Raw genomic sequence first — 20,560 nt, 5'->3', positions numbered from 1 at the left:
ATGAGGTGACAGAATGAAGAAAGCACCACAAGACACCCGCGTCGTCGTTGGGATGTCAGGGGGCGTCGATTCTTCTGTGTCCGCCCTGCTTTTGAAAAATCAAGGCTATGACGTGGTCGGGATTTTCATGAAGAACTGGGACGATACGGATGAAAACGGGGTCTGTACAGCAACGGAAGATTACAATGATGTGATTGCGGTTTGTAACCAAATCGGAATTCCTTATTATGCGGTCAACTTTGAAAAGCAGTATTGGGATAAGGTTTTCACATACTTCTTGGAGGAGTACAAGGCAGGACGGACACCGAATCCGGACGTGATGTGCAATAAGGAAATCAAGTTCAAGGCTTTCCTTGAGCATGCGGTGAGCCTGGGTGCCGATTATGTGGCAACGGGTCACTATGCACAGGTCAAGTACCAAGATGGCGAGTACAAAATGCTTCGAGGCGTGGATAATAATAAGGACCAAACATACTTCTTGAACCAGTTAACGCAAACGCAGCTGGAAAAAGTCATGTTCCCTCTTGGTCATATCGACAAGAAGGAAGTCCGTGAAATTGCAAAGGAAGCGGGTCTTGCGACGGCAACAAAGAAAGACTCAACCGGTATTTGCTTTATCGGGGAACGTGATTTCAAAGGCTTCTTGAGCACATATCTACCGGCACAACCTGGTCAAATGACCACGATGGATGGAAAAGTCATGGGGACACATGATGGCTTGATGTATTATACAATCGGTCAACGCCACGGTCTTGGGATCGGTGGAAGCGGCGAGCCTTGGTTCGTAGCGGGTAAAGACTTGAAACGCAATGTTTTATATGTGTGCCAAGGCTTTAACAATGATGTGCTTTACTCTGATTCACTGAAAGCTGTGAAGATGAGCTGGGTTGCCGAACACATGCCAGCCACTGAATTTACGTGTACGGCTAAATTCCGCTACCGCCAAGTCGATAGCGGCGTTTCGGTGAAAGTCCTGGAAAACGGGGATGTCGAGGTCGTATTTGACGAGCCGGTCCGGGCGATTACGCCAGGGCAATCCGTCGTATTCTATGACGGCGAAATATGCCTAGGCGGCGGTACGATTGATGAAGTGTTTAAAAAAGGTGAAAAACTGACCTACGTAGGGTAAAATAATCATGTCCCCAGCTGTATTTGCGGTTGGGGATTTTGTTTGCATTGTAGAAAGACTGCAATGGAATCAATGAATGTACATAAAAACATATGCTATACTTTTCAATAAAAAAATGGAGTGTGAAATAGGATGGATAAGAATCAACAAGGTATTGAATTTATGCAGCAAGGAAAATATGAGGAAGCGGCGAAGGTTTTTAATGAGGCGATTGAGGAAAATCCGACTGAGCCAGTTGCTTACATAAACTTTGGGAATGTGCTGACTGCGGTTGGCGAGACGGATAAAGCCGTTAAGTTCTATAAAAAGGCAATCGAACTCGATGAAAATGCAGCGGCTGCTTATTATTCATTAGGGAACTTATATTACGAAGTCGATTCCAAGTTGGTTGAAGCGAAGGATATGTTTGAAAAGGCAATCCGTTTGGGCCTTGATAACAGTGATGCTTACTTTATGCTTGGACTGACCTTGATGGCGTTGGACCAGCCGAAATTGGCGATGCCTTATCTGCAAAGAACGGTGGAATTGAGCCCGGAGGATGTGGATGCAAGGTTCCAATTCGCGCTTTGTCTGGCCAATGCGGAGTTATATGATGAGTTGATCAAGCAGTTGAATATTGTGGTGGAACAAGACCCTGTTCATGCGGATGCCTATTATAATCTAGGTGTGGCATATGCAGGGCATAAGGAAGATTCCAAGGCTGCCATCGGTTATTTTGAAAAGGCACTGGAAGCACAGCCAGATCATATGCTAGCGGCCCATGGTAAGAAGCTGATGGAAGAAATGGCTACTGAATAAATAGAATGGAAAAAAGCATGGGAAGGGTGGGGAGAAGCGTTGGCTCAGCAGGATTCGATGGATTTGTTTTCTGAAGAGAAGATGTTTATGAAAGGCCGCCATTTGGTGACGATTTTTCATAACGAAGATAATATGTATTCGGTTGTCAGAATCCGTTTGGATGAAACAAATTTGAATTATGATGAGAAGGAAGCGGTCGTTACCGGGTACTTTCCGAGGATGCATGAGGATGAGGTGTATATATTCTACGGGGCACTGAAGGAGCATCCCAGGTTTGGCCTTCAATTCCATGTAGAACAATTCCAGAAAGACCTTCCCCGGTCCAAGGAAGGCGTCGTCAGTTATTTGTCCGGTGAACTATTCAAGGGCATCGGGAAAAAGACGGCCGAGAGCATTGTTGAAAAACTTGGGGAGAATGCCATTTCCAAAATTCTGGCCCAGCCATCCATTCTTGATGATATTCCGAAGCTGACGGGGGAAAAGGCGAAGAGCCTTTACGATACATTGGTCGAGCACCAGGGCCTCGAGCAGGTGATGATTGCCCTGAATCAATATGGCTTTGGTCCACAGTTATCGATGAAGATTTATCAAACGTATAAACAGGATACCGTCACGATGCTTCAGGGGAATCCCTACAAGCTTGTGGAGGATATAGAAGGGATCGGTTTCGGACGTGCCGATGAGCTTGGCCACCAGCTAGGCATTTCCGGCAGCCATCCCGATCGCATCAAGGCTGCCTGCTTATATACGCTTGAATCTCAATGCTTACAGGATGGAAACATCTACATAGAGGCCGAGCAGTTATTAGAAGCCGTCAAACGGTTGCTAGAGGAAAATAAGCGGGACCGAATAGAGTTTACGAATATTTCCTCGGAAATAATCGAATTGACCGAGCTGGGCAAAATTATTGTTGAAGACCAACGTATTTACTTGCCGTCCCTCTACTATTCGGAGAAGGGAATCGTAGCGAACATAAAGCGCTTGCTAGCCCAAACGGAGTACGAAGACCAGTTTCCGGAATCGGAATTCCTACTTGCGCTTGGTAAGCTGGAAGAACGGCTCAATGTTTCCTATGCTCCTGCACAAAAAGAAGCGATCCAAACGGCGCTCCAATCGCCGATGTTGATTTTGACGGGTGGTCCAGGTACGGGGAAGACGACTGTCATTAAAGGAATCGTCGAGTTGTATGCGGAACTTCATGGGGTTTCGATGGACATCCACGATTATAAAAAAGAAGGGGCAGATCCTTTTCCATTCGTCCTTGCAGCCCCTACAGGTCGAGCGGCAAAACGAATGGCAGAGTCCACTGGACTTCCGGCGGTGACCATTCATCGATTGCTTGGATGGAACGGAAGCGAGGGTTTTGCTCATGATGAAGATAATCCACTCGAAGGACGAATTGTCATCATTGATGAAGTGTCCATGGTGGATACGTGGTTGGCCCAAAAGTTATTTAAAGCGTTGCCGGAAAATGTCCAGCTGATTTTGGTGGGCGATGAAGATCAGCTTCCATCGGTGGGACCAGGTCAAGTGCTCAAGGATCTGCTCGGGTCAAAGTGTGTGCCCACTGTCAGTCTTGAACATATTTACCGTCAGGCAGATGGTTCATCGATCATTGAACTCGCCCATGATATTAAAAAAGGCCGGCTTCCTGACGATGTGACGAAGCAGCAGGCAGATCGCTCGTTCATTCGTTGTCAGACCGGACAAATCGCTCAGGTGATCGAGAAAGTCGTCGCGAATGCCAGGACGAAGGGCTTCACGGCCAAGGATATTCAGGTGCTGGCACCGATGTACCGGGGGCCTGCAGGAATTGACGCTTTGAATAAGATGCTGCAAGAAGTATTCAATAGCAATAAGGATGAAAAGCGTCGCGAAATCAAATTCGGTGATGTCGTCTACCGGACGGGTGACAAGGTTCTCCAGCTGGTGAATCAGCCGGAGGAGGGCGTCTTCAATGGAGATATGGGTGAAATTGTCTCGATTCTGTTCGCAAAGGAAAATACGGATCATGTAGATAAGGTGATCATCTCGTTTGAAGGCATTGAAGTGACCTACACGAAGCAGGACCTGAACCAGATTACGCACGCGTATTGCTGTTCAATCCATAAATCACAGGGAAGCGAATTTCCGATCGTGATTTTACCTGTCGTGAAAAGTTACTACCGGATGCTACGCCGGAACTTATTATATACAGCCATAACGCGAAGCAAAAGTTTCCTGATTCTGTGCGGTGAAGAAGATGCTTTCCGCCTGGGTATCGAGCGCAACGATGAAATGCGCAGGAAAACGACCTTGCTTGAAAAGCTTCGGGAAACCTTAGATGGGGATATCCTTACGAAGGAAGTTGCCGGTCCGGATGATAAAGCAGGAGTGCCGGAACATGAGGAAAGCTATCTTGATGTACTCCTGCATGCTGATCCGATGATTGGTATGGGTAATGTTACACCCTATGATTTTATGTAGCCGAAGATTAAATCTTCGGCTTTTTGTCTAGATTTAGTTTATAACTCATAGTTTTAGTGGAATAAATATAGAATGTAATTATACTTAGAATCAAAATAAGGGGGAAACAGTATGAAAAAGGGTTGGTTAATCGGACTAGTAGTCGTGGTCCTGCTTATCATTTTTGGCGCGACTTCCTATAACAGCCTCGTCAGCAGCAGTGAAGATGTGGACAATAAGTGGTCACAGGTGGATAACCAATTAAAACGAAGGGCGGATTTAATCCCGAACCTTGTGGAAACGGTAAAAGGTTATGCTTCACATGAAACGGAGGCCATTAAAGCGGTCAGTGATGCCCGTGCGAAGTTAGCCGGTGCCAATACTACCGAGGATGCAATCGGTGCTGATCAAGAACTGAGCGGGGCCTTGAGCCGTCTGTTGGTGGTAGTGGAGAAGTATCCAAATCTTAAGGCTAATGAGAACTTCAAAAGTCTTATGGATAGCTTGGAAGGAACGGAGAACCGCTTGACTGTGGCGAGAAAAGATTATAACGACCAGGTCACCTCGTATAACAAGGAAATTAAACGTTTTCCAAAGAACATGATGGCAGGTGCATTCGGCTTTGATGCGAGACCGTATTATGAAGTGAGTGAACAAGACAAAGAAACACCAAAGGTTGATTTCGGGAGCGATAAGTAATGAAAAAGCTTGCTGTGTTTGCGCTCCTTTTCCTTTTCACTTTCAACTTTGCAAACGTAGTCGCAGCAGAACCGAATATCCCAAAACCAGTTGGTGACATCTACGTCCAGGACTTTGCCGGCGTATTGAATGAGCAGGAAAAAGCCGAGTTAATTGAGTTGGGAAAAAGGTTGGAGGATGCCAGCAAAGCACAGGTGGCCGTGTTGACCGTCGATTCCATGGAAGGCTCTGAAATCGAAGAGTACTCTGTTGAGGCTTTAAGGTCATTCAAACTCGGCGATGCGGAATTGAACAATGGAGTCCTTATTGTCCTCGCCGTCGAGGAAAAGAAAATTCGGATCGAAGTGGGGTACGGATTGGAAGGGGCCATTACTGATATCCAATCAGGACAGATATTGGACAATGTGGCCATTCCGCATTTGAAGGCGAATCAATACAATCTTGCTCTGACTGAAACATATAAGGCCGTCTATAATGAGGTTTTACAAGAGTACAATCTAGGGGAAGACTTTTACCAAGATTATGCCGTTCAACCGGAAGAAAATACCCAGCTATCGGGCATTCAGATTTTCCTCATCATCATCGTAGCGATTATTGTGGTCTTTTTGGATGCTAAACTTTTCAAAGGATTTTTCCTTCAAACCTTACTCAATATCCTCTTGATGTTCATCAGTCGCGGAGGCGGAGGGGGCGGCCGTGGCGGTGGCGGTCCTCGAGGCGGAGGCGGAGGCGGAGGAAGTTCGGGAGGCGGAGGTTCCAGCAGGGGTTGGTAGAAAGGCAGGACCGGGAAACCGGTCTTCAGAGTGTAGACAAAAGGGGGTCGGAATTATTAAGTTCCGCTCCCCTTTTGAAATTCCTTTCGAATCTTCGCCTAAACTTGCCATGTCCAATTGGGCATCTTCTATACATTCAGGGCAGCCTCCATTTTATGAACCAAATGTTCGATGCCACCAGTTGATTTTTCCGTAATCATATCAAGTCGAGCTCGCTGTTTAGAAAGCATCCTCATCGTCTCAAGTTTTATAATTATTCTATTGTAAATCATGACTTAGGGGGAATAGGGTTTTATCTATGAGTTAAAACAAAGTTGATTGGAACGGAAGGTACGAGACTCCTGCGGGAAAAGCGTGTCTACGGGAGACCCCGCAGGAGAAAGCCGAGGAGGCTCGAGGACCGCCCGCGAAAAGCGAGTACCTGGAGTGGAAATCAACGTCCACATTGTACAAGCCATAAAAAAGTATAGACAAACTCGATTTTTATAGAGTTTATCTACATTCTGAGGATCGGGAAACCGGTCTTTTTTCTTGCCTGAAAAAGGAATGGAAAACCTTTCAGTACATCTAATGGAGGGGAGGAAGCAATACTAAAAATGTTCGGAGGGGCGGGATGACTTTGCGGACGTTTTCTGTATTGAAGGGGTTGCCGGTCTTTACTGCCCAGGGTGAGAAAATCGGGATGGTTCACGATTTATCATTATCAGATGCTGGGCTGGTGAACGGTCTGGTCATCCATCGGCAAGCATTATTCAAGAAGGATCTTCTTCTGGCACTGGAAGATATCTTTTCCTTTGGTCCCGATGGGGTCGTCCTGCAACAGGATATGACACCAAAGAAAATGATGGACGATTCCATCTGGTTTTCAAAGGATCAGGTAGTGGGTCGTATGCTTCTTTCAGAAATGGGCGACGAGCTAGGCTTACTGCAGGACGTATATTTTCTGGAAAAAATGGGCACGATTATAGCGTATGAAACAACGGATGGTTTTTTCTCAGAATCGACAGTGATTGAGTCAAAACAACCACCTACTTTAGGGAAGGATGCCATCATTGTTTCAGTTTATGAACAGTGAGGTGTCCATTTTGGAAATACAATGTCCGAATTGTCGCAGTAAGGATGTCGGGAAAATTGGCGTAAACCAATTTTATTGTTGGAATTGTTTTATAGAAATGACCATTTCTGAAGGTTTGATCAACACGCATCAGGTCGAAGAAGATGGAAGTTTAAGCTCTTTGGATGATTTGTTCGAGGAAAATGACCGCCGCTTCAAATGTAATTAACGGAAGAGGTGCATGTAATGGCTAGACGATTCATGAACATGATGAATTCTAAAACGATAAACAAAAAAATGAAGAGAATTCGAAAGAAAATAAAATCGATGCTCTAATCCATTTGAAAAGGCGATGTAATCATATTGATTGCATCGCTTTTCTAGTAAACGGGTATGAAAAAACCTTCCCCTTCGAATAATAAGTGGGCTAGGGAGGTGGGTAAGGTGAGTATTCGCATGAAATGGTTTTATCGACTCGGTTTTTTGTTGCTCTTATTTTTCATCATCTATATTTTTATGAAACTGAAGCCTATGTGGGGGCCCGTTGTTACGGTGGTTTTAACAGTCCTACTGCCATTTTTCATCGGAGCGTTCATTAGTTACTTGCTGCATCCGGTCGTGGAATTCCTGAATAAAAAAGGGATGCGCCGTTGGCTATCGATTGTGATTATTTATTTGGTTTTTTTCGGAGGGATCGGATTTGCGGTATATAAGGGAATTCCCATGATGACCAGTCAAGTACGGGAACTTTCGGAGAGTGTACCGGAACTGGTTGAACAATATCGGAGCAGGGTGGAAAAGCTTAATCATCAAACCGCAGACTGGCCGTTTGGCATCCACGAACGATTCGAGGAAGGCGTTGTCCTTTTTGAAAATTGGTTAAGTGAAATGCCGGAAAAGCTGATGGACTTCGCCTTGAAACTATTCGATTTCGTACTTTTAATTGGCATCATCCCATTCATCGCTTTTTATATCCTGAAAGATTTTGCTTCTTTGAAAAGGATGGCCTGGTACATGACGCCGAAAAGGTGGCGCAAGCAGGGCCGTGCCTTTGTCCAAGATGTCGATGCTTCTCTTGGGGGATATATCCGGGGACAGATTATCGTATGTGCTGCGATCGGCGTGATTTCATCCTTGCTGTTTTGGATCACCGGGATGGAATATCCTTTATTATTGGGTGCAATCATCGGGATAACGAACGTAATCCCTTATTTTGGTCCCATCATCGGGGCCATTCCAGCGGTCATCATAGCCGCTACCATTTCTGTCAAAATGGTGATCATCGTCGTTGTCATCGTGGCCATCCTGCAATTTCTTGAAGGGAATATTTTGTCGCCACTCATTGTCGGGAAAAGCCTTCATATGCACCCACTTTTCATCATGTTTGCCCTCCTGGCTGGTGGTGAGGTAGGCGGAATTATTGGAATGGTGCTTGCGATCCCGATTTTGGCCATTTTGAAAGTTTTCGTGCAGCATGCCAGGGTTCATTTCAGAAAGAGGCCGCCGCTTATTGACAAATAAAACTCTTGTGAATATAATCCAATACATAAGATAATTCGTTGAAGGACGAAGTATGCTGAAGACCATCTAAAAGAGAGGCATCCCCTTAGGCTGAAAGGGATGGCGAGGTGAAGAGCAGCAGAAAGCTAGTCCGGAGAGCAGTTAATACCTGCCGTCTTGCCGCGTTAAGGCATTTATGAAGGTGATGGACAAGGTGTTTTTGTGTCCATAATCAGGGTGGTACCGCGAGTTGACTCTCGTCCCTGTTTTTGGGATGGGAGTTTTTGTTGTGCGCAAAATTACATATTTTTTTAGAGGAGGATATATAGATGAAGTATTTAACTGGTGCTCAAATCCGCCAAATGTATTTAGATTTCTTTAGTGAAAAAGGTCATAATATCGAACCAAGCGCGTCATTGGTTCCGCATGAAGATCCATCATTGCTATGGATCAATTCCGGGGTAGCCACATTGAAAAAATATTTTGACGGACGGGTGATTCCTGAGAATCCAAGAATTACGAATGCTCAAAAAGCAATCCGTACAAATGATATCGAGAACGTGGGGAAAACAGCACGCCATCATACATTCTTTGAAATGCTTGGTAACTTCTCCATTGGTGAGTACTTTAAAGAAGAAGCGATCACATGGGCTTGGGAATTCCTGACCGACGAAAAGTGGATTGGTTTCGACAAAGAAAAGTTAGCCGTAACGATCCATCCGGAAGATGAAGAAGCATTCGAGATTTGGAACAAGAAAATCGGCATTCCTGCTGAACGAATCATTCGTCTGGAAGAAAACTTCTGGGATATCGGTGAAGGTCCGAGTGGCCCGAATACGGAGATTTTCTATGATCGTGGACCTGAATATGGAGATGACCCGAATGACCCAGAATTATTCCCAGGTGGCGAAAATGAACGTCATCTAGAAGTCTGGAACCTTGTGTTCTCTCAATTCAACCATAATCCGGACGGTTCTTACACACCGCTTCCAAAGAAAAATATAGATACAGGCATGGGGCTTGAGCGTATGGCTTCTGTCGTGCAGAATGTAGCAACCAACTATGATACGGACCTCTTCACGCCGATCATTCATGCGGTAGAAGAAATCGCCGATGTGAAATATGGTGTCGATTCCGAGAAAGATGTGGCATTCAAAGTCATCGCCGACCATATCCGGACCGTGGCATTCGCTGTTGGGGATGGGGCACTTCCATCCAATGAAGGAAGAGGCTATGTATTACGTCGTTTACTGCGCAGAGCGGTTCGCTATGCTAAGCAAATCAACATCAACCGTCCATTCATGTTTGAACTTGTGACAGTGGTTGGCGAAATCATGAAGGATTTCTACCCAGAAGTTCTCGACAAGAAGGACTTCATTGCGAAAGTGGTCAAAAATGAAGAAGAACGTTTCCATGAAACGCTTCATGATGGTCTTGCAATCCTTTCTGAAGTCATCAAGAAGGAAAAAGAAAAAGGCAACACGGTCATTCCTGGTAGCGATGCATTCCGTTTGTATGATACATACGGCTTCCCGATTGAATTGACGGAGGAATATGCGGAAGAAAAAGGCATGACAGTTGACCAAGATGGCTTCGCAAAAGAGATGGAAGCACAACGCGAACGTGCACGCTCTGCTCGTCAAGATGTAGACTCCATGCAAATCCAAGGTGGAATATTAGGTGAGATTAAAGTCGAAAGTGAATTTGTCGGATATGATCAAGCTTCAATTGAAGCGAAAATCGTAGCCATCGTGAAAAATGGTGAGCTTACGACGGAAGCACATGAAGGCGAAGATGTACAGGTAATCCTGGATAAAACGCCATTCTATGCGGAAAGTGGCGGGCAGATTGCCGATAAAGGAACGCTTGTGAGTGAATTGGTGAAAGTGGATGTCCTTGATGTGCAAAAAGCACCGAATGGCCAAAACCTACACCGTGTCACGGTTACTGCGGGTACATTAACAACTGATGCAACAGTCATGGCAGCGGTTAATCAAGAAAACCGCATCCAGATTACGAAAAACCACACGGCTACACATCTTCTACACCAAGCTTTGAAGGATGTCTTAGGAACGCATGTCAATCAAGCCGGATCGCTTGTACAAGCGGAGCGCCTTCGTTTTGACTTCTCACACTTCGGTCAGATTACGGCAGAAGAAATTGAACAAATCGAAACGATTGTAAACGAAAAAATTTGGCAAAGCTTACAAGTGAATACGGAATATAAAAATATCGAAGAAGCAAAAGCGATGGGTGCGATGGCCCTATTCGGTGAGAAATATGGCAAGATTGTCCGTGTCGTTCAAATAGGCGACTATAGCCTTGAGCTATGTGGTGGTGTCCATGTACCGAATACAGCAGTGATCGGCTTATTCAAAATTGTTTCTGAAAGTGGCATCGGGGCGGGTACACGCCGGATTGAAGCCGTTACAGGAGCGGGAGCCTACAACTTGATGGCTGAACAGATTCATGTATTGAAGGATGCAGCGTCTAAATTGAAAACGAATCTGAAGGATGTTCCTGCAAGAATCGAAACCATTTTGGCGGATGCTAAAGAACTTCAACGTGAGAACGACAGCCTTGCTGCTAAATTAAGCAATATCGAAGCGGGAAGCCTTGTTTCGAACGTAAAAGAAATCAATGGCGTGAAAGTCCTTGTGGCCAAAGTCCAAGCTACTGACATGAATAATTTACGTGCGATGGCAGATGAGTTAAAACAAAAACTTGATTCAGTCATTATCGTGTTGGGATCGGCTCAAGGAGATAAAGTCAACTTAATAGCCGGCGTTACGAAAGATTACATCGATCGCGGTTTCCATGCAGGTAAATTGATTAAAGAAGTCGCTACACGTTGCGGTGGCGGAGGCGGTGGACGCCCAGATATGGCACAAGCAGGTGGGAAAGACCCAGAAAAATTGGATGCGGCACTTAATTTTGTTGAAGAATGGGTCCTAACGATTTCATAATCAGTGAAAAGTGTTGTACAATGAGGTAATGATGGAATTCTAAGACGCTGAGGAGAGGTGTATGATAATGAGTTCCTTTGATAAAACGATGAAGTTCAATTTCCCTGAAGAACCATTCGAAAGAGATGTTCAGCAAGTCTTGTCAAAAGTGTATGTGGCTCTCCAGGAAAAAGGGTATAATCCGATTAACCAGATTGTCGGTTATTTATTATCAGGTGACCCGGCCTATATCCCGCGCCATATGGATGCTCGCAACTTAATCCGCAAGCTGGAACGCGATGAAATCATTGAAGAATTGGTCAAATCGTATCTTAAGAACCATCGAGAGGAATACTAATGCGCACAATGGGTCTTGATTTAGGTTCAAAAACCATCGGTGTCGCCGTGAGTGACGCGATGGGTTGGACTGCACAAGGATTGGAAACAATCAAAATTAACGAAGCTGGAAACGAGTTCGGCTTAAAACGTCTCAAGGAAATCATACAAGAATACGAAGTTTCTAAGATTGTCATTGGTCTCCCGAAAAATATGAACGGAACCATTGGCCCACGCGGCGAAATCAGTCAAGAATTCGCCAAGCGCTTAGAATGGAAATTCAAGCTGCCAGTGTTTCTCTGGGACGAACGGTTGACAACGATGGCAGCTGAACGTGTCCTTCTCGAGGCGGACGTGAGCCGAAGTAAACGCAAGAAAGTCATTGATAAAATGGCAGCTGTCATGATTCTACAAGGGTTCTTGGACAGACAAACAAATTCAATATGAGGTGAAGATAAATGGAACACGGTGAAAACAATATTACAGTAGTAGATGAGAATGGTAACGAACAGCTTTGTGAGATCTTATTCACATTTGACTCTGAGAAATTCAACAAATCTTACGTACTTTATTACCCAATGTCTGCTGAAGATGACGAGGAAGAAATTGAAATCCACGCTTCATCATTCACACCAAGTGAAGACAGCAAAGATGGTGAGCTTGCTCCAATCGAAACTGAAGAAGAGTGGGATCTAGTCGAGGAAATGTTGAATACATTCCTTGATAATGAAGAAGCAGAAGAAGAAGGAAGATAATTTCTCAAAAACTGGCCTTGTATCCCAAGGCCAGTTTTTTTAGTAGTGTGCCCGGCATGGGTGCAATCTATAGGGTGTGAGTCCCGAACCATGAAGGCAGTAGTAATGGTTAGCTTAATGCAAGGGTGTCCACGGTGACGTGGAATCTGAAGGAAGCAAGCGGCAAACCTCCGGTCTGAGGAACACGAACTTCATATAAGGCTAGGTATCATTGGATGAGTTTGCTGCACAAAACAAAGTCCATACTGCCGAAGGTGGTACAGAGTAAATGAAGCAGATAGGTGGAGGGAAAGATTGCACTCTTACCCGGGGAGGTCTGGTGACAACCAAGTAAACTTGGCAACCTGTCCAGTGATGGACAGCTGAATCATCAGAAGTCAGCAGAGGTCATAGTACTTATCTACTCGAGAAGATAAGGAAGGACCGAACAGATTAAGGAGGATAAATACTAGGCGTTCGTTATCTTGCAAAGAAGCAAACAATTCCAAACGGAACTTATTTGAAGGAAGAAGTGGTGAATACACGGGGAACTTCAAAAGGGCGGAGCAGATAAAGGCACAAATAGACCATTTATCCACGTAGAAAGGATATCAATGATGTTAATGGAACAGGTACTAGAAAGGGACAACTTAATACAGGCATTAAAGCGTGTAGAGAGAAATAAGGGAAGCCATGGAGTCGATGGAATGCCGGTTCAAAACCTGAGACCGCACCTCGTAACAGCGTGGCATAACATGAAAACATCCTTACTAGAGGGTACTTATCAACCGCAACCCGTCCGTCGTATCGAAATCCCGAAACCAAACGGCGGAGTTCGGTTATTGGGAATCCCGACCGTTCTTGACCGTTTCATTCAACAAGCGATTGCCCAGATATTGAACAAGATATACGATTCCACCTTTTCAGAGAATAGCTACGGATTTCGCCCTAATAAACAGGGCCACCAGGCTGTTCGAAAGGCGAAATCGTATATAGCCGAAGGGTATACATGGGTAGTAGATATGGACTTAGAGAAATTTTTCGATAAAGTGAATCATGATAAACTCATGGGAAAGCTTGAGCTGAAAATTGAAGATAAACGAGTTCTAAAACTGATTCGTAAATTCTTACAATCAGGGATTATGATTGGCGGACTATTCCATAAGAGTAATGAGGGAACTCCGCAAGGGGGACCCTTAAGTCCTTTATTATCTAATATCATGTTAGATGAGTTAGATAAAGAACTGGAGAAGCGAAATCTTCGATTTGTGAGGTATGCGGATGACTGTAATGTCTTCGTAAAGACAAGAAAAGCGGCAAATCGAGCCATGAGTAACCTTTCCTCCTTCATAGAACGTAAACTAAAACTAAAGGTTAATTATGAGAAATCAAAGGTAGATCGTCCTTGGAATCGAACATTTCTCGGTTTTAGTTACACAAGGTCAAAGAAGAACCCGAAGGTTCGATTGGCACAACAAACGGTGAAGAGAGTGAAGAACCGAATCAGAGAAATGACCTCGAGGAAATCCCCGATACCCATGGAACTCAAAATAGGTAGGTTAAAACAGTACCTTAGAGGATGGGTAGGTTATTTTTCTCTCATTGATACTCCAAGTATATTGCGAAAATTAGATTCATGGATTCGAAGAAGGCTCAGAATGTGCCTCTGGAAACAGTGGAAACTCCCAAAGACGAGAGTACGAAAACTCAAAGGGCTTGGTGTACCTTCTAGAAAAGCATATGAATGGGGGAATAGTAGAAAGGGTTACTGGCGAATTACCCAAAGTCCTATTCTACATAAAACCCTCGACAATGCTTATTGGCACAATCAAGGGTTAGAAAGTTTATATGAACGATATACAAAACTACGTCAGACTTAAACTGAACCGCCGTATACCGAACGGTACGTACGGTGGTGTGAGAGGTCGGAGGCTAGGCGCCTCCTCCTACTCGATTGTCCCCATTCCCTTATCTTTTCTCCACAAACAAGAGAATAAAAGTAGCGACTGGACCTAAAACTAATGATAATAGAAACCAATTTAAACCTGTTCTGTTTTTACCCTGGGCAATTCCGGCATTGATTAATGCTAATGTGCCCCACCCCACGACATAGGAATTGTCCATTTTTTCCACACCCTTCCACACTAAAAGGATTTTATCATGAATATCCAAATAGTTGTATGAATTAAAGGAACTGATACAACGAAGTTCGGAAAATTCATTGTATTTACATAGACGGGAACCTATCACTTTATTCCTATAAAATAACCACCTTCTATTGACAAAACTGGCCTTCTTTTGCCATAAATAGAGTAGGAACGAAGGTAGTTATACAAAAAACATGTATTTATTTGTAGGTTTTAGTATAATATTCGAAGCAAAGTTATTCTTAGAGAAAGCATCTTCTAGAAACAATCTGTAGTGGGTGTGCAGTTTGCAGGGGGAATGGAAATGGATGAAAAGAATCAAAAGCTATCTAAAAAACAACATATTCGAATGAAGATGCTAGAACAACAAGGGGAGGCCAAGCTTGTCCGTAAAATTATCATGATTACGATTGCTGCACTTATTTTAATTGTAGGGATAGTCGTCCTTGTGGGATTCTTCTATATTAACTCGGCGATGAAGCCCTTTGATCCAGAGGATGATACGATCAAGACGGTGAAAATCCCGATTGGTTCCTCCATTAGTGATATTTCGATTTTGCTTGAAGAGCAGGAAATCATCAAAGACGCGCGTGTTTTCAAATATTATATTAAGTTCCGAAATGAATCCGGCTTTCAGGCAGGAGAGTATAAGCTCTCTCCATCGATGCCAATCAAGGATATTGTAACGAGCATCAAAACCGGGAAACTGATGAAAGAGGCCGTCCTTAGGATAACGATTCCGGAAGGCAAGCAGCTAGTCCAAATAGCCGATATTATCGCTGTGAAGACAGATCAAGACTTTAAAGAGATATTTAAGAAATTGAATAATGAGGAATTCGTAAAATCCATGCAAACGAGATTCCCTGAGCTTCTGACATCGGAAATCGATAATGAAAATGTCGTATATCCACTTGAAGGGTACCTGTATCCGGCAACCTATGACTTTTATGAAGAAAAACCATCTATTGAATCCATGGTAGTGGAGATGCTCCAGAAAACGGAGGAAACCCTTCAGCCATTCGAATCACTGATGGAGAAAAAAGAGTATACGGCCCACCAGTTACTGACGTTTGCCTCACTCGTTGAAGAAGAAGCAACAGCTCAGGTCGATCGCAAAACCATAGCTTCGGTCTTTTATAATCGACTCAAGGAAGATATGCCATTACAAACGGATCCTACCGTTTTGTATGCAAAAGGCTCACACAAAGACAGGGTCCTATACAAAGACCTTGAGGTGAAATCACCATATAATACGTACAAAAACAAAGGCCTGACTCCAGGTCCGATCGCTAACGCCGGAAAGTCCTCGATTGAAGCGGTCTTAAAGCCTAAGAAGACCGATTACCTTTATTTCTTGGCTACACCTGAAGGAGAAGTTCTATATTCCAAAACACTGGAAGAGCACAATAATAAAAAGGCACAGCATATTACCAATAAATAAATGGCAAGGGCAATAGGGACTAAGGGGAGAGGGATATTACTTTCCCCTTGTTTTTATGATAGAATAGTAAACGTAAAAATTTCAGATCCGATTTTATTGATGACTGTAACTCGGCTTTTGCCGGGTTTTATTTTGAAAAGATAAGGAAACGTAGATAGTCAAGTGATGCTGGTTCTAGTTCGTTTTGTATATGATGCGGAATTTCATTGAGAGCCGGCCAAGACGCTTTCGTTTTTTTTATCATTGGAGGAAATGTCTTGAACGGAAAAATAGACCAATATCTTCACGACTTACTTCCGGAACGTACCGGATTGATTAAGGAGCTAGAGGATTTTGCAAGGGAACATAATGTACCGATCATGGAGCCTGAAGGAATAGAGGTGCTGCTACAGATTTTGAGGCTTCACCAACCGAAGGCCATATTGGAAGTGGGCGCAGCAATCGGATATTCGGCGATTAGAATGGCAGAAACCTTACCGGATGTGCGTATTGTCACGCTGGAACGGAATGAAGCGCGTATTGAACAGGCGAAGGCGAACATAGCCAAGTCTGGTCTTTCGGAGCGAATCACACTCATAGAAGGCGATGCACTAGAAGCAGGGCCTCACGTGAAGGATCATGGCCCGTTCGACATCATCTTTGTGGATGCAGCGAAAGGACAGTACAAGCGTTTCTTTGAGCTGTTCGAACCTTTCCTGAATGAAGCTGGCATAATCATTACTGATAATGTATTATTTAAAGGCTTGGTTGCTGAAAACATCGAAGAGATGGAAATGACGAGACGTAAGCGAGCGCTTATTAGAAAAATAAAAGACTTTAATATCTGGCTGCATGACCATCCTCATTACGATACCGTGATTTTACCGATTGGTGATGGTGTAGCTATTAGTAAACATAGAGGTGACAAACATGAAAAAGCCTGAATTACTGGTGACTCCGATAAATATCGCACATCTAGCTGAACTGATCGAGGCGGGTGCTGATGCATTCGTAATCGGTGAGCAGCGTTATGCGCTTCGTTTAGCGGGGGAGTTCACTCGTGTGGACGTTAAGAAGGCAATTGAAATGGCGCATACTGCAGGTAAAAAAGTATACGTGTCCATGAATGCAATCTTTCATAATGATAAAGTGGACGAGCTTGAAGACTATATAGCTTTCCTACAAGAAGCAGGAGCTGACCGGATTATCTACGGTGACCCCGCAGTCCTGATGGCTGTAAGGGCTGTTGCCCCTGATATGCCATTACATTGGAACACAGAGATGACGGTTACCAACTGGTACACCTGTAATTACTGGGGGAAACGCGGAGCGGTGCGGGCCGTTGCAGCCCGTGAAATCAGCTTGGACGAAATCATCGAAATGAAGGAGCATGCCGAAGTTGAAATTGAAGTTCAAGTCCACGGCATGACATGTATGTTCCAGTCGAAGCGTACGCTACTTGGCAACTATTTTGAATACCAAGGCAAGGCGTTGGAAGTCGGAAACCGAACAGAACAAAAGAATATGTTCCTGCATGATACGGAACGTGAAAACAAATATCCGATATATGAAGATGAAAACGGTACACATATCATGAGTCCGAATGATATGTGCATGATTGATGAACTTCAGGAATTGATGGAAGCGGAAATGGATTCCCTGAAAATCGATGGGGTCCTGAAAACGCCCGAATACATTGTGGCCGTCACAAGATTATACCGTGAGGCGATAGATTTATGTGCGGATGATCCAGATCGCTATGAGGATGTCAAAATGGAATTGTTCGAAAAAATCCAAGCGATTCAACCTGATAACCGTGAGTTAGATACCGGATTCTTCTTTAAAGAATCGGTTTATTAAGTAAGGGAAAGAGGAGGAATAGCCTTGAATGCTATTGCTGATAAAATTTCCAAGATAGTTGATGGAAAGAGAGTCATTGTAAAAAAACCTGAATTGCTGGCTCCTGCTGGTAATCTGGAAAAACTAAAAATTGCTGTCCATTATGGCGCAGATGCCGTATTCATTGGCGGACAGGAATATGGTCTACGTTCGAATGCCGGAAACTTCACGTTTGAAGAAATGAAGGAAGGCGTCGAATTCGCTAAAAAGTACGGGGCGAAAATATATGTGACTACGAATATCTATGCCCATAATGAAAATATCGATGGTCTTGAAGAATATATGGAAGGCCTTCGTGATACGGGGATTCATGGGATTATCGTGGCAGATCCATTGATCATCGAAACGTGTAAGCGTGTGGCTCCGGAAATAGAAATTCATCTGAGCACGCAACAGTCGCTTACAAACTGGAAGGCTGTTCAGTATTGGAAAGAAGAAGGTCTGGAGCGTGTCGTGCTAGCTCGTGAGACGAGTGCTGATGAAATCCGTGAAATGAAGGAAAAAGTCGACATCGAAATTGAAACCTTCATACATGGGGCAATGTGTATTGCCTATTCAGGCCGTTGCACACTTTCCAACCATATGACGGCACGTGACTCCAACCGGGGAGGATGCTGTCAGTCTTGCCGTTGGGATTATGACTTGTACGAATTGAATCAGGATGGGGAGAAAGCGTTATTCGATAAAGAAGATGCACCATTCGCGATGAGTCCGAAAGATTTGAAGTTGATCGAATCCTTGCCAGGCATGATCGAAATTGGGATTGATAGTTTAAAAGTCGAAGGCCGGATGAAATCCATTCACTACATCGCAACGGTAATCAGTGTCTACCGTAAAGTGATTGATGCGTATTGCGCAGATCCGGATCATTACGAGATTCAACCTGAATGGTTGGAAGAGCTTGATAAATGTGCAAACCGTGAGACGGCTTCATCGTTCATGGAGGGGGAAATCCCTGGGTATAAACAACAAATGTTCGGGAATCATACCGTAAAGACTCGCTTTGACTTCGCTGGATTGGTACTTGATTATAATGAGGAAACTCAAATTGCTACCTTACAGCAGCGTAACTTCTTCAAGCCTGGTGATGAAGTGGAATTCTTCGGACCCGAGATTGAGAACTTTACTCAAAAAATCGGCATTATCTGGGATGAAATGGGTAAAGAGTTGGACGCAGCACGTCATCCGCTTCAAATTGTCCGCATTCAAGTAGATAAGCCGGTATATGTGAACAATATGATGCGTAAGGAGAATTAACATGACAAGGAAAAAACCAGTAGTCATCGGAGTTACCGGTGGGTCGGGATCAGGTAAAACAAGTGTAACACGCTCAATTTTTGAATTCTTCAATGGACATTCCATCTTGATGCTCGAACAAGATTATTATTATAAAGATCAAAGCCACTTGCCGTTTGAGGAACGCTTGAAAACGAATTATGATCATCCGTTTGCATTCGATAATGACTTATTGATTGAACACATCAATGCATTATTGAAATATGAAACGATTCAGAAACCGGTTTATGATTACGCGAACCATACGCGGTCAGATGAAATCATAACGGTTGAACCACAAGACGTCATCATTCTTGAAGGAATCTTGGTATTGGAAGACCAACGCCTAAGAGACTTGATGGATATGAAGCTCTATGTGGATACAGATGCAGATTTGCGAATCCTTCGACGTATGACTCGTGATATTAAAGAGCGTGGCCGTTCCTTGGATTCTGTCATCGATCAATATATCAGCGTCGTTCGCCCGATGCATAATCAGTTCATCGAACCGACGAAACGATATGCCGATATCATCATTCCTGAAGGCGGGCAAAACCATGTGGCAATTGACCTCATGGTAACAAAAATACAAACAATCCTTGAACAAAAGTCTTTTTTGTAATAACATAGCATAAATAATGATAGGTGCCATTTTACCTCATATATATAAAAATCCCAATTATTTATAGGGAAAGACTGGACAAATGTTGGAAAACACAATAATCTATTCTTGATACAGAACGAACCGGCTGCTTAATGCAGTCGGTTTATATACTAAGGGACGGTTGTTCCGTAGTGGCATGTGATTATATATATTTTTTTTCGGGTAAGCACTTATAGAGTACATAAACTGGTCACGGCGGGATGTCAGCTGTGAAGAATTTGAAGGAGTGAAGGGTTTTGGCAATTGAAAAAGTATATCCAATGACTAACGAAGGTAAAGCGAAGTTAGAACAGGAACTAGAACATTTAAAGTCGGTTAAACGTAAAGAAGTGGTGGAAAGAATCAAAATCGCCCGTAGTTTTGGTGATCTTTCAGAGAACTCTGAGTATGATTCTGCAAAAGAAGAGCAAGCATTTGTTGAAGGTCGTATCACTACCATCGAAAACATGATTCGTAATGCTAAAATCATTGAAGACAATGATTTGAATACAGATACAGTAACTCTTGGTAAGTCTGTAACATTCATAGAACTTCCAAATGGTGATGAAGAAACGTATTCCATCGTGGGTAGCGTTGAAGCAGATCCATTCGAAGGCAAGATCTCGAATGATTCTCCCATTGCCAAAAGCTTGATTGGAAAAAAAGTTGGCGACAAAGTATCAATCCTAACGCCAGGCGGCGAAATGAGCGTCAAAATCGTTTCTATTAGCTAATAGCGTTTTCCAGGAGGATGTCCATGAGG

General features: G+C 43.8%; 20 protein-coding genes and 1 other annotated feature. Of the genes, 19 read left to right on the top strand and 1 reads right to left on the bottom strand.

The genetic code is table 11. The features are described from left to right. The first annotated feature begins 13 nt into the window (after positions 1 to 13). The 13 genes from mnmA (at position 14) to ltrA (ending at position 14,293) form a co-directional block, all read left to right on the top strand. On the top strand, positions 14 to 1,129 hold the full coding sequence (gene mnmA / locus AC503W_RS13550; protein WP_494914469.1) for a tRNA 2-thiouridine(34) synthase MnmA: 1,116 nt from the start codon (positions 14 to 16) through the stop codon (positions 1,127 to 1,129). A gap of 132 nt (positions 1,130 to 1,261) precedes the next feature. Continuing rightward, the gene (locus AC503W_RS13545; protein ID WP_494914467.1) at positions 1,262 to 1,927 is read left to right on the top strand and encodes a tetratricopeptide repeat protein; all 666 of its coding nucleotides are present in this window, start codon (positions 1,262 to 1,264) and stop codon (positions 1,925 to 1,927) included. A gap of 39 nt (positions 1,928 to 1,966) precedes the next feature. Continuing rightward, positions 1,967 to 4,393 carry an SF1B family DNA helicase RecD2 gene (gene recD2 / locus AC503W_RS13540; protein ID WP_494914466.1) on the top strand — a complete coding sequence of 809 codons (2,427 nt, stop codon included), beginning with the start codon at positions 1,967 to 1,969 and terminating at the stop codon, positions 4,391 to 4,393. Positions 4,394 to 4,504: 111 nt separating this feature from the next. Then, positions 4,505 to 5,071: a LemA family protein gene (locus tag AC503W_RS13535; protein WP_402986363.1), complete on the top strand. Its 567-nt coding sequence runs from the start codon at positions 4,505 to 4,507 to the stop codon at positions 5,069 to 5,071. Beyond that, on the top strand, positions 5,071 to 5,844 hold the full coding sequence (locus AC503W_RS13530) for a TPM domain-containing protein (protein ID WP_494914463.1): 774 nt from the start codon (positions 5,071 to 5,073) through the stop codon (positions 5,842 to 5,844). The genes AC503W_RS13535 and AC503W_RS13530 overlap by 1 nt, the downstream gene beginning before the upstream one ends. Positions 5,845 to 6,457: 613 nt before the next feature. Next, positions 6,458 to 6,919 carry a PRC-barrel domain-containing protein gene (locus AC503W_RS13525; RefSeq protein ID WP_402869709.1) on the top strand — a complete coding sequence of 154 codons (462 nt, stop codon included), beginning with the start codon at positions 6,458 to 6,460 and terminating at the stop codon, positions 6,917 to 6,919. Then, entirely contained in the window at positions 6,909 to 7,127 is a 219-nt protein-coding gene (locus AC503W_RS13520; protein ID WP_402869707.1) for a YrzR-like zinc ribbon domain, read from the top strand. Before AC503W_RS13525 ends, AC503W_RS13520 begins: the two co-directional genes overlap by 11 nt. A 215-nt stretch (positions 7,128 to 7,342) precedes the next feature. Continuing rightward, a complete protein-coding gene (locus AC503W_RS13515; RefSeq protein WP_494914461.1) occupies positions 7,343 to 8,419 on the top strand; it encodes an AI-2E family transporter in 1,077 nt (358 codons plus the stop codon). 29 nt (positions 8,420 to 8,448) lie between these two features. Further along, positions 8,449 to 8,666, top strand: a binding site (T-box leader). Between the two features lie 61 nt (positions 8,667 to 8,727). Next, positions 8,728 to 11,364, top strand: coding sequence for an alanine--tRNA ligase (alaS, locus tag AC503W_RS13510; protein ID WP_494914460.1), 2,637 nt, complete (start codon positions 8,728 to 8,730; stop codon positions 11,362 to 11,364). A gap of 67 nt (positions 11,365 to 11,431) precedes the next feature. After that, positions 11,432 to 11,701 (top strand): IreB family regulatory phosphoprotein, encoded by a 270-nt coding sequence (locus AC503W_RS13505; RefSeq protein ID WP_402869701.1) that lies wholly within the window; start codon positions 11,432 to 11,434, stop codon positions 11,699 to 11,701. Next, positions 11,701 to 12,126 (top strand): Holliday junction resolvase RuvX, encoded by a 426-nt coding sequence (gene ruvX, locus AC503W_RS13500; protein WP_402869699.1) that lies wholly within the window; start codon positions 11,701 to 11,703, stop codon positions 12,124 to 12,126. Before AC503W_RS13505 ends, ruvX begins: the two co-directional genes overlap by 1 nt. Positions 12,127 to 12,137: 11 nt before the next feature. Then, positions 12,138 to 12,434: a DUF1292 domain-containing protein gene (locus AC503W_RS13495; protein ID WP_402869697.1), complete on the top strand. Its 297-nt coding sequence runs from the start codon at positions 12,138 to 12,140 to the stop codon at positions 12,432 to 12,434. A gap of 596 nt (positions 12,435 to 13,030) precedes the next feature. Further along, positions 13,031 to 14,293 (top strand): group II intron reverse transcriptase/maturase, encoded by a 1,263-nt coding sequence (gene ltrA, locus AC503W_RS13490; RefSeq protein ID WP_494917251.1) that lies wholly within the window; start codon positions 13,031 to 13,033, stop codon positions 14,291 to 14,293. An 88-nt stretch (positions 14,294 to 14,381) separates the two neighbouring features. Here the strand turns inward: ltrA and AC503W_RS13485 are convergent, their stop codons facing one another. Further along, positions 14,382 to 14,537, bottom strand: a complete 156-nt coding sequence (locus AC503W_RS13485) for a hypothetical protein (RefSeq protein ID WP_494914458.1) — start codon at positions 14,535 to 14,537, stop codon at positions 14,382 to 14,384. A 327-nt stretch (positions 14,538 to 14,864) separates the two neighbouring features. Here AC503W_RS13485 and mltG point away from each other — a divergent pair, with 327 nt between their 5' ends. The 6 genes from mltG (at position 14,865) to greA (ending at position 20,531) form a co-directional block, all read left to right on the top strand. Beyond that, positions 14,865 to 16,001 (top strand): endolytic transglycosylase MltG, encoded by a 1,137-nt coding sequence (mltG, locus tag AC503W_RS13480; RefSeq protein WP_494914456.1) that lies wholly within the window; start codon positions 14,865 to 14,867, stop codon positions 15,999 to 16,001. Between the two features lie 257 nt (positions 16,002 to 16,258). Then, positions 16,259 to 16,924: an O-methyltransferase gene (locus tag AC503W_RS13475; RefSeq protein WP_402869691.1), complete on the top strand. Its 666-nt coding sequence runs from the start codon at positions 16,259 to 16,261 to the stop codon at positions 16,922 to 16,924. Beyond that, complete coding sequence (locus AC503W_RS13470) at positions 16,911 to 17,840, top strand: peptidase U32 family protein (protein WP_402869689.1); 930 nt, start codon at positions 16,911 to 16,913, stop codon at positions 17,838 to 17,840. Before AC503W_RS13475 ends, AC503W_RS13470 begins: the two co-directional genes overlap by 14 nt. Positions 17,841 to 17,864: 24 nt before the next feature. Beyond that, positions 17,865 to 19,136, top strand: coding sequence for a peptidase U32 family protein (locus AC503W_RS13465; RefSeq protein WP_494914449.1), 1,272 nt, complete (start codon positions 17,865 to 17,867; stop codon positions 19,134 to 19,136). Position 19,137: 1 nt separating this feature from the next. Further along, the gene (gene udk, locus AC503W_RS13460) at positions 19,138 to 19,776 is read left to right on the top strand and encodes a uridine kinase (protein WP_402869685.1); all 639 of its coding nucleotides are present in this window, start codon (positions 19,138 to 19,140) and stop codon (positions 19,774 to 19,776) included. A 278-nt stretch (positions 19,777 to 20,054) separates the two neighbouring features. Beyond that, positions 20,055 to 20,531 (top strand): transcription elongation factor GreA, encoded by a 477-nt coding sequence (greA, locus tag AC503W_RS13455; protein WP_402869683.1) that lies wholly within the window; start codon positions 20,055 to 20,057, stop codon positions 20,529 to 20,531. Positions 20,532 to 20,560: the final 29 nt, after the last annotated feature.

The organism is Peribacillus suis, from assembly GCF_059384845.1.
The sequence above is the reverse complement of the archived record's forward strand: the minus strand, read 5'-3'. Positions and strand labels throughout refer to the sequence as shown.

Excerpts from the sequence above, each read along its gene's own strand:
- mnmA (WP_494914469.1), top strand. The coding sequence starts at position 14 with ATGAAGAAAGCACCACAAGACACCCGCGTCGTCGTTGGGATGTCAGGG.
- AC503W_RS13485 (WP_494914458.1), bottom strand. The coding sequence starts at position 14,537 with ATGGACAATTCCTATGTCGTGGGGTGGGGCACATTAGCATTAATCAAT.
- mltG (WP_494914456.1), top strand. The coding sequence starts at position 14,865 with ATGGATGAAAAGAATCAAAAGCTATCTAAAAAACAACATATTCGAATG.
- AC503W_RS13545 (WP_494914467.1), top strand. The coding sequence starts at position 1,262 with ATGGATAAGAATCAACAAGGTATTGAATTTATGCAGCAAGGAAAATAT.
- ltrA (WP_494917251.1), top strand. The coding sequence starts at position 13,031 with ATGTTAATGGAACAGGTACTAGAAAGGGACAACTTAATACAGGCATTA.
- AC503W_RS13505 (WP_402869701.1), top strand. The coding sequence starts at position 11,432 with ATGAGTTCCTTTGATAAAACGATGAAGTTCAATTTCCCTGAAGAACCA.
- AC503W_RS13530 (WP_494914463.1), top strand. The coding sequence starts at position 5,071 with ATGAAAAAGCTTGCTGTGTTTGCGCTCCTTTTCCTTTTCACTTTCAAC.
- AC503W_RS13495 (WP_402869697.1), top strand. The coding sequence starts at position 12,138 with ATGGAACACGGTGAAAACAATATTACAGTAGTAGATGAGAATGGTAAC.
- AC503W_RS13535 (WP_402986363.1), top strand. The coding sequence starts at position 4,505 with ATGAAAAAGGGTTGGTTAATCGGACTAGTAGTCGTGGTCCTGCTTATC.
- udk (WP_402869685.1), top strand. The coding sequence starts at position 19,138 with ATGACAAGGAAAAAACCAGTAGTCATCGGAGTTACCGGTGGGTCGGGA.
- AC503W_RS13520 (WP_402869707.1), top strand. The coding sequence starts at position 6,909 with ATGAACAGTGAGGTGTCCATTTTGGAAATACAATGTCCGAATTGTCGC.
- AC503W_RS13525 (WP_402869709.1), top strand. The coding sequence starts at position 6,458 with ATGACTTTGCGGACGTTTTCTGTATTGAAGGGGTTGCCGGTCTTTACT.
- AC503W_RS13470 (WP_402869689.1), top strand. The coding sequence starts at position 16,911 with ATGAAAAAGCCTGAATTACTGGTGACTCCGATAAATATCGCACATCTA.
- ruvX (WP_402869699.1), top strand. The coding sequence starts at position 11,701 with ATGCGCACAATGGGTCTTGATTTAGGTTCAAAAACCATCGGTGTCGCC.
- alaS (WP_494914460.1), top strand. The coding sequence starts at position 8,728 with ATGAAGTATTTAACTGGTGCTCAAATCCGCCAAATGTATTTAGATTTC.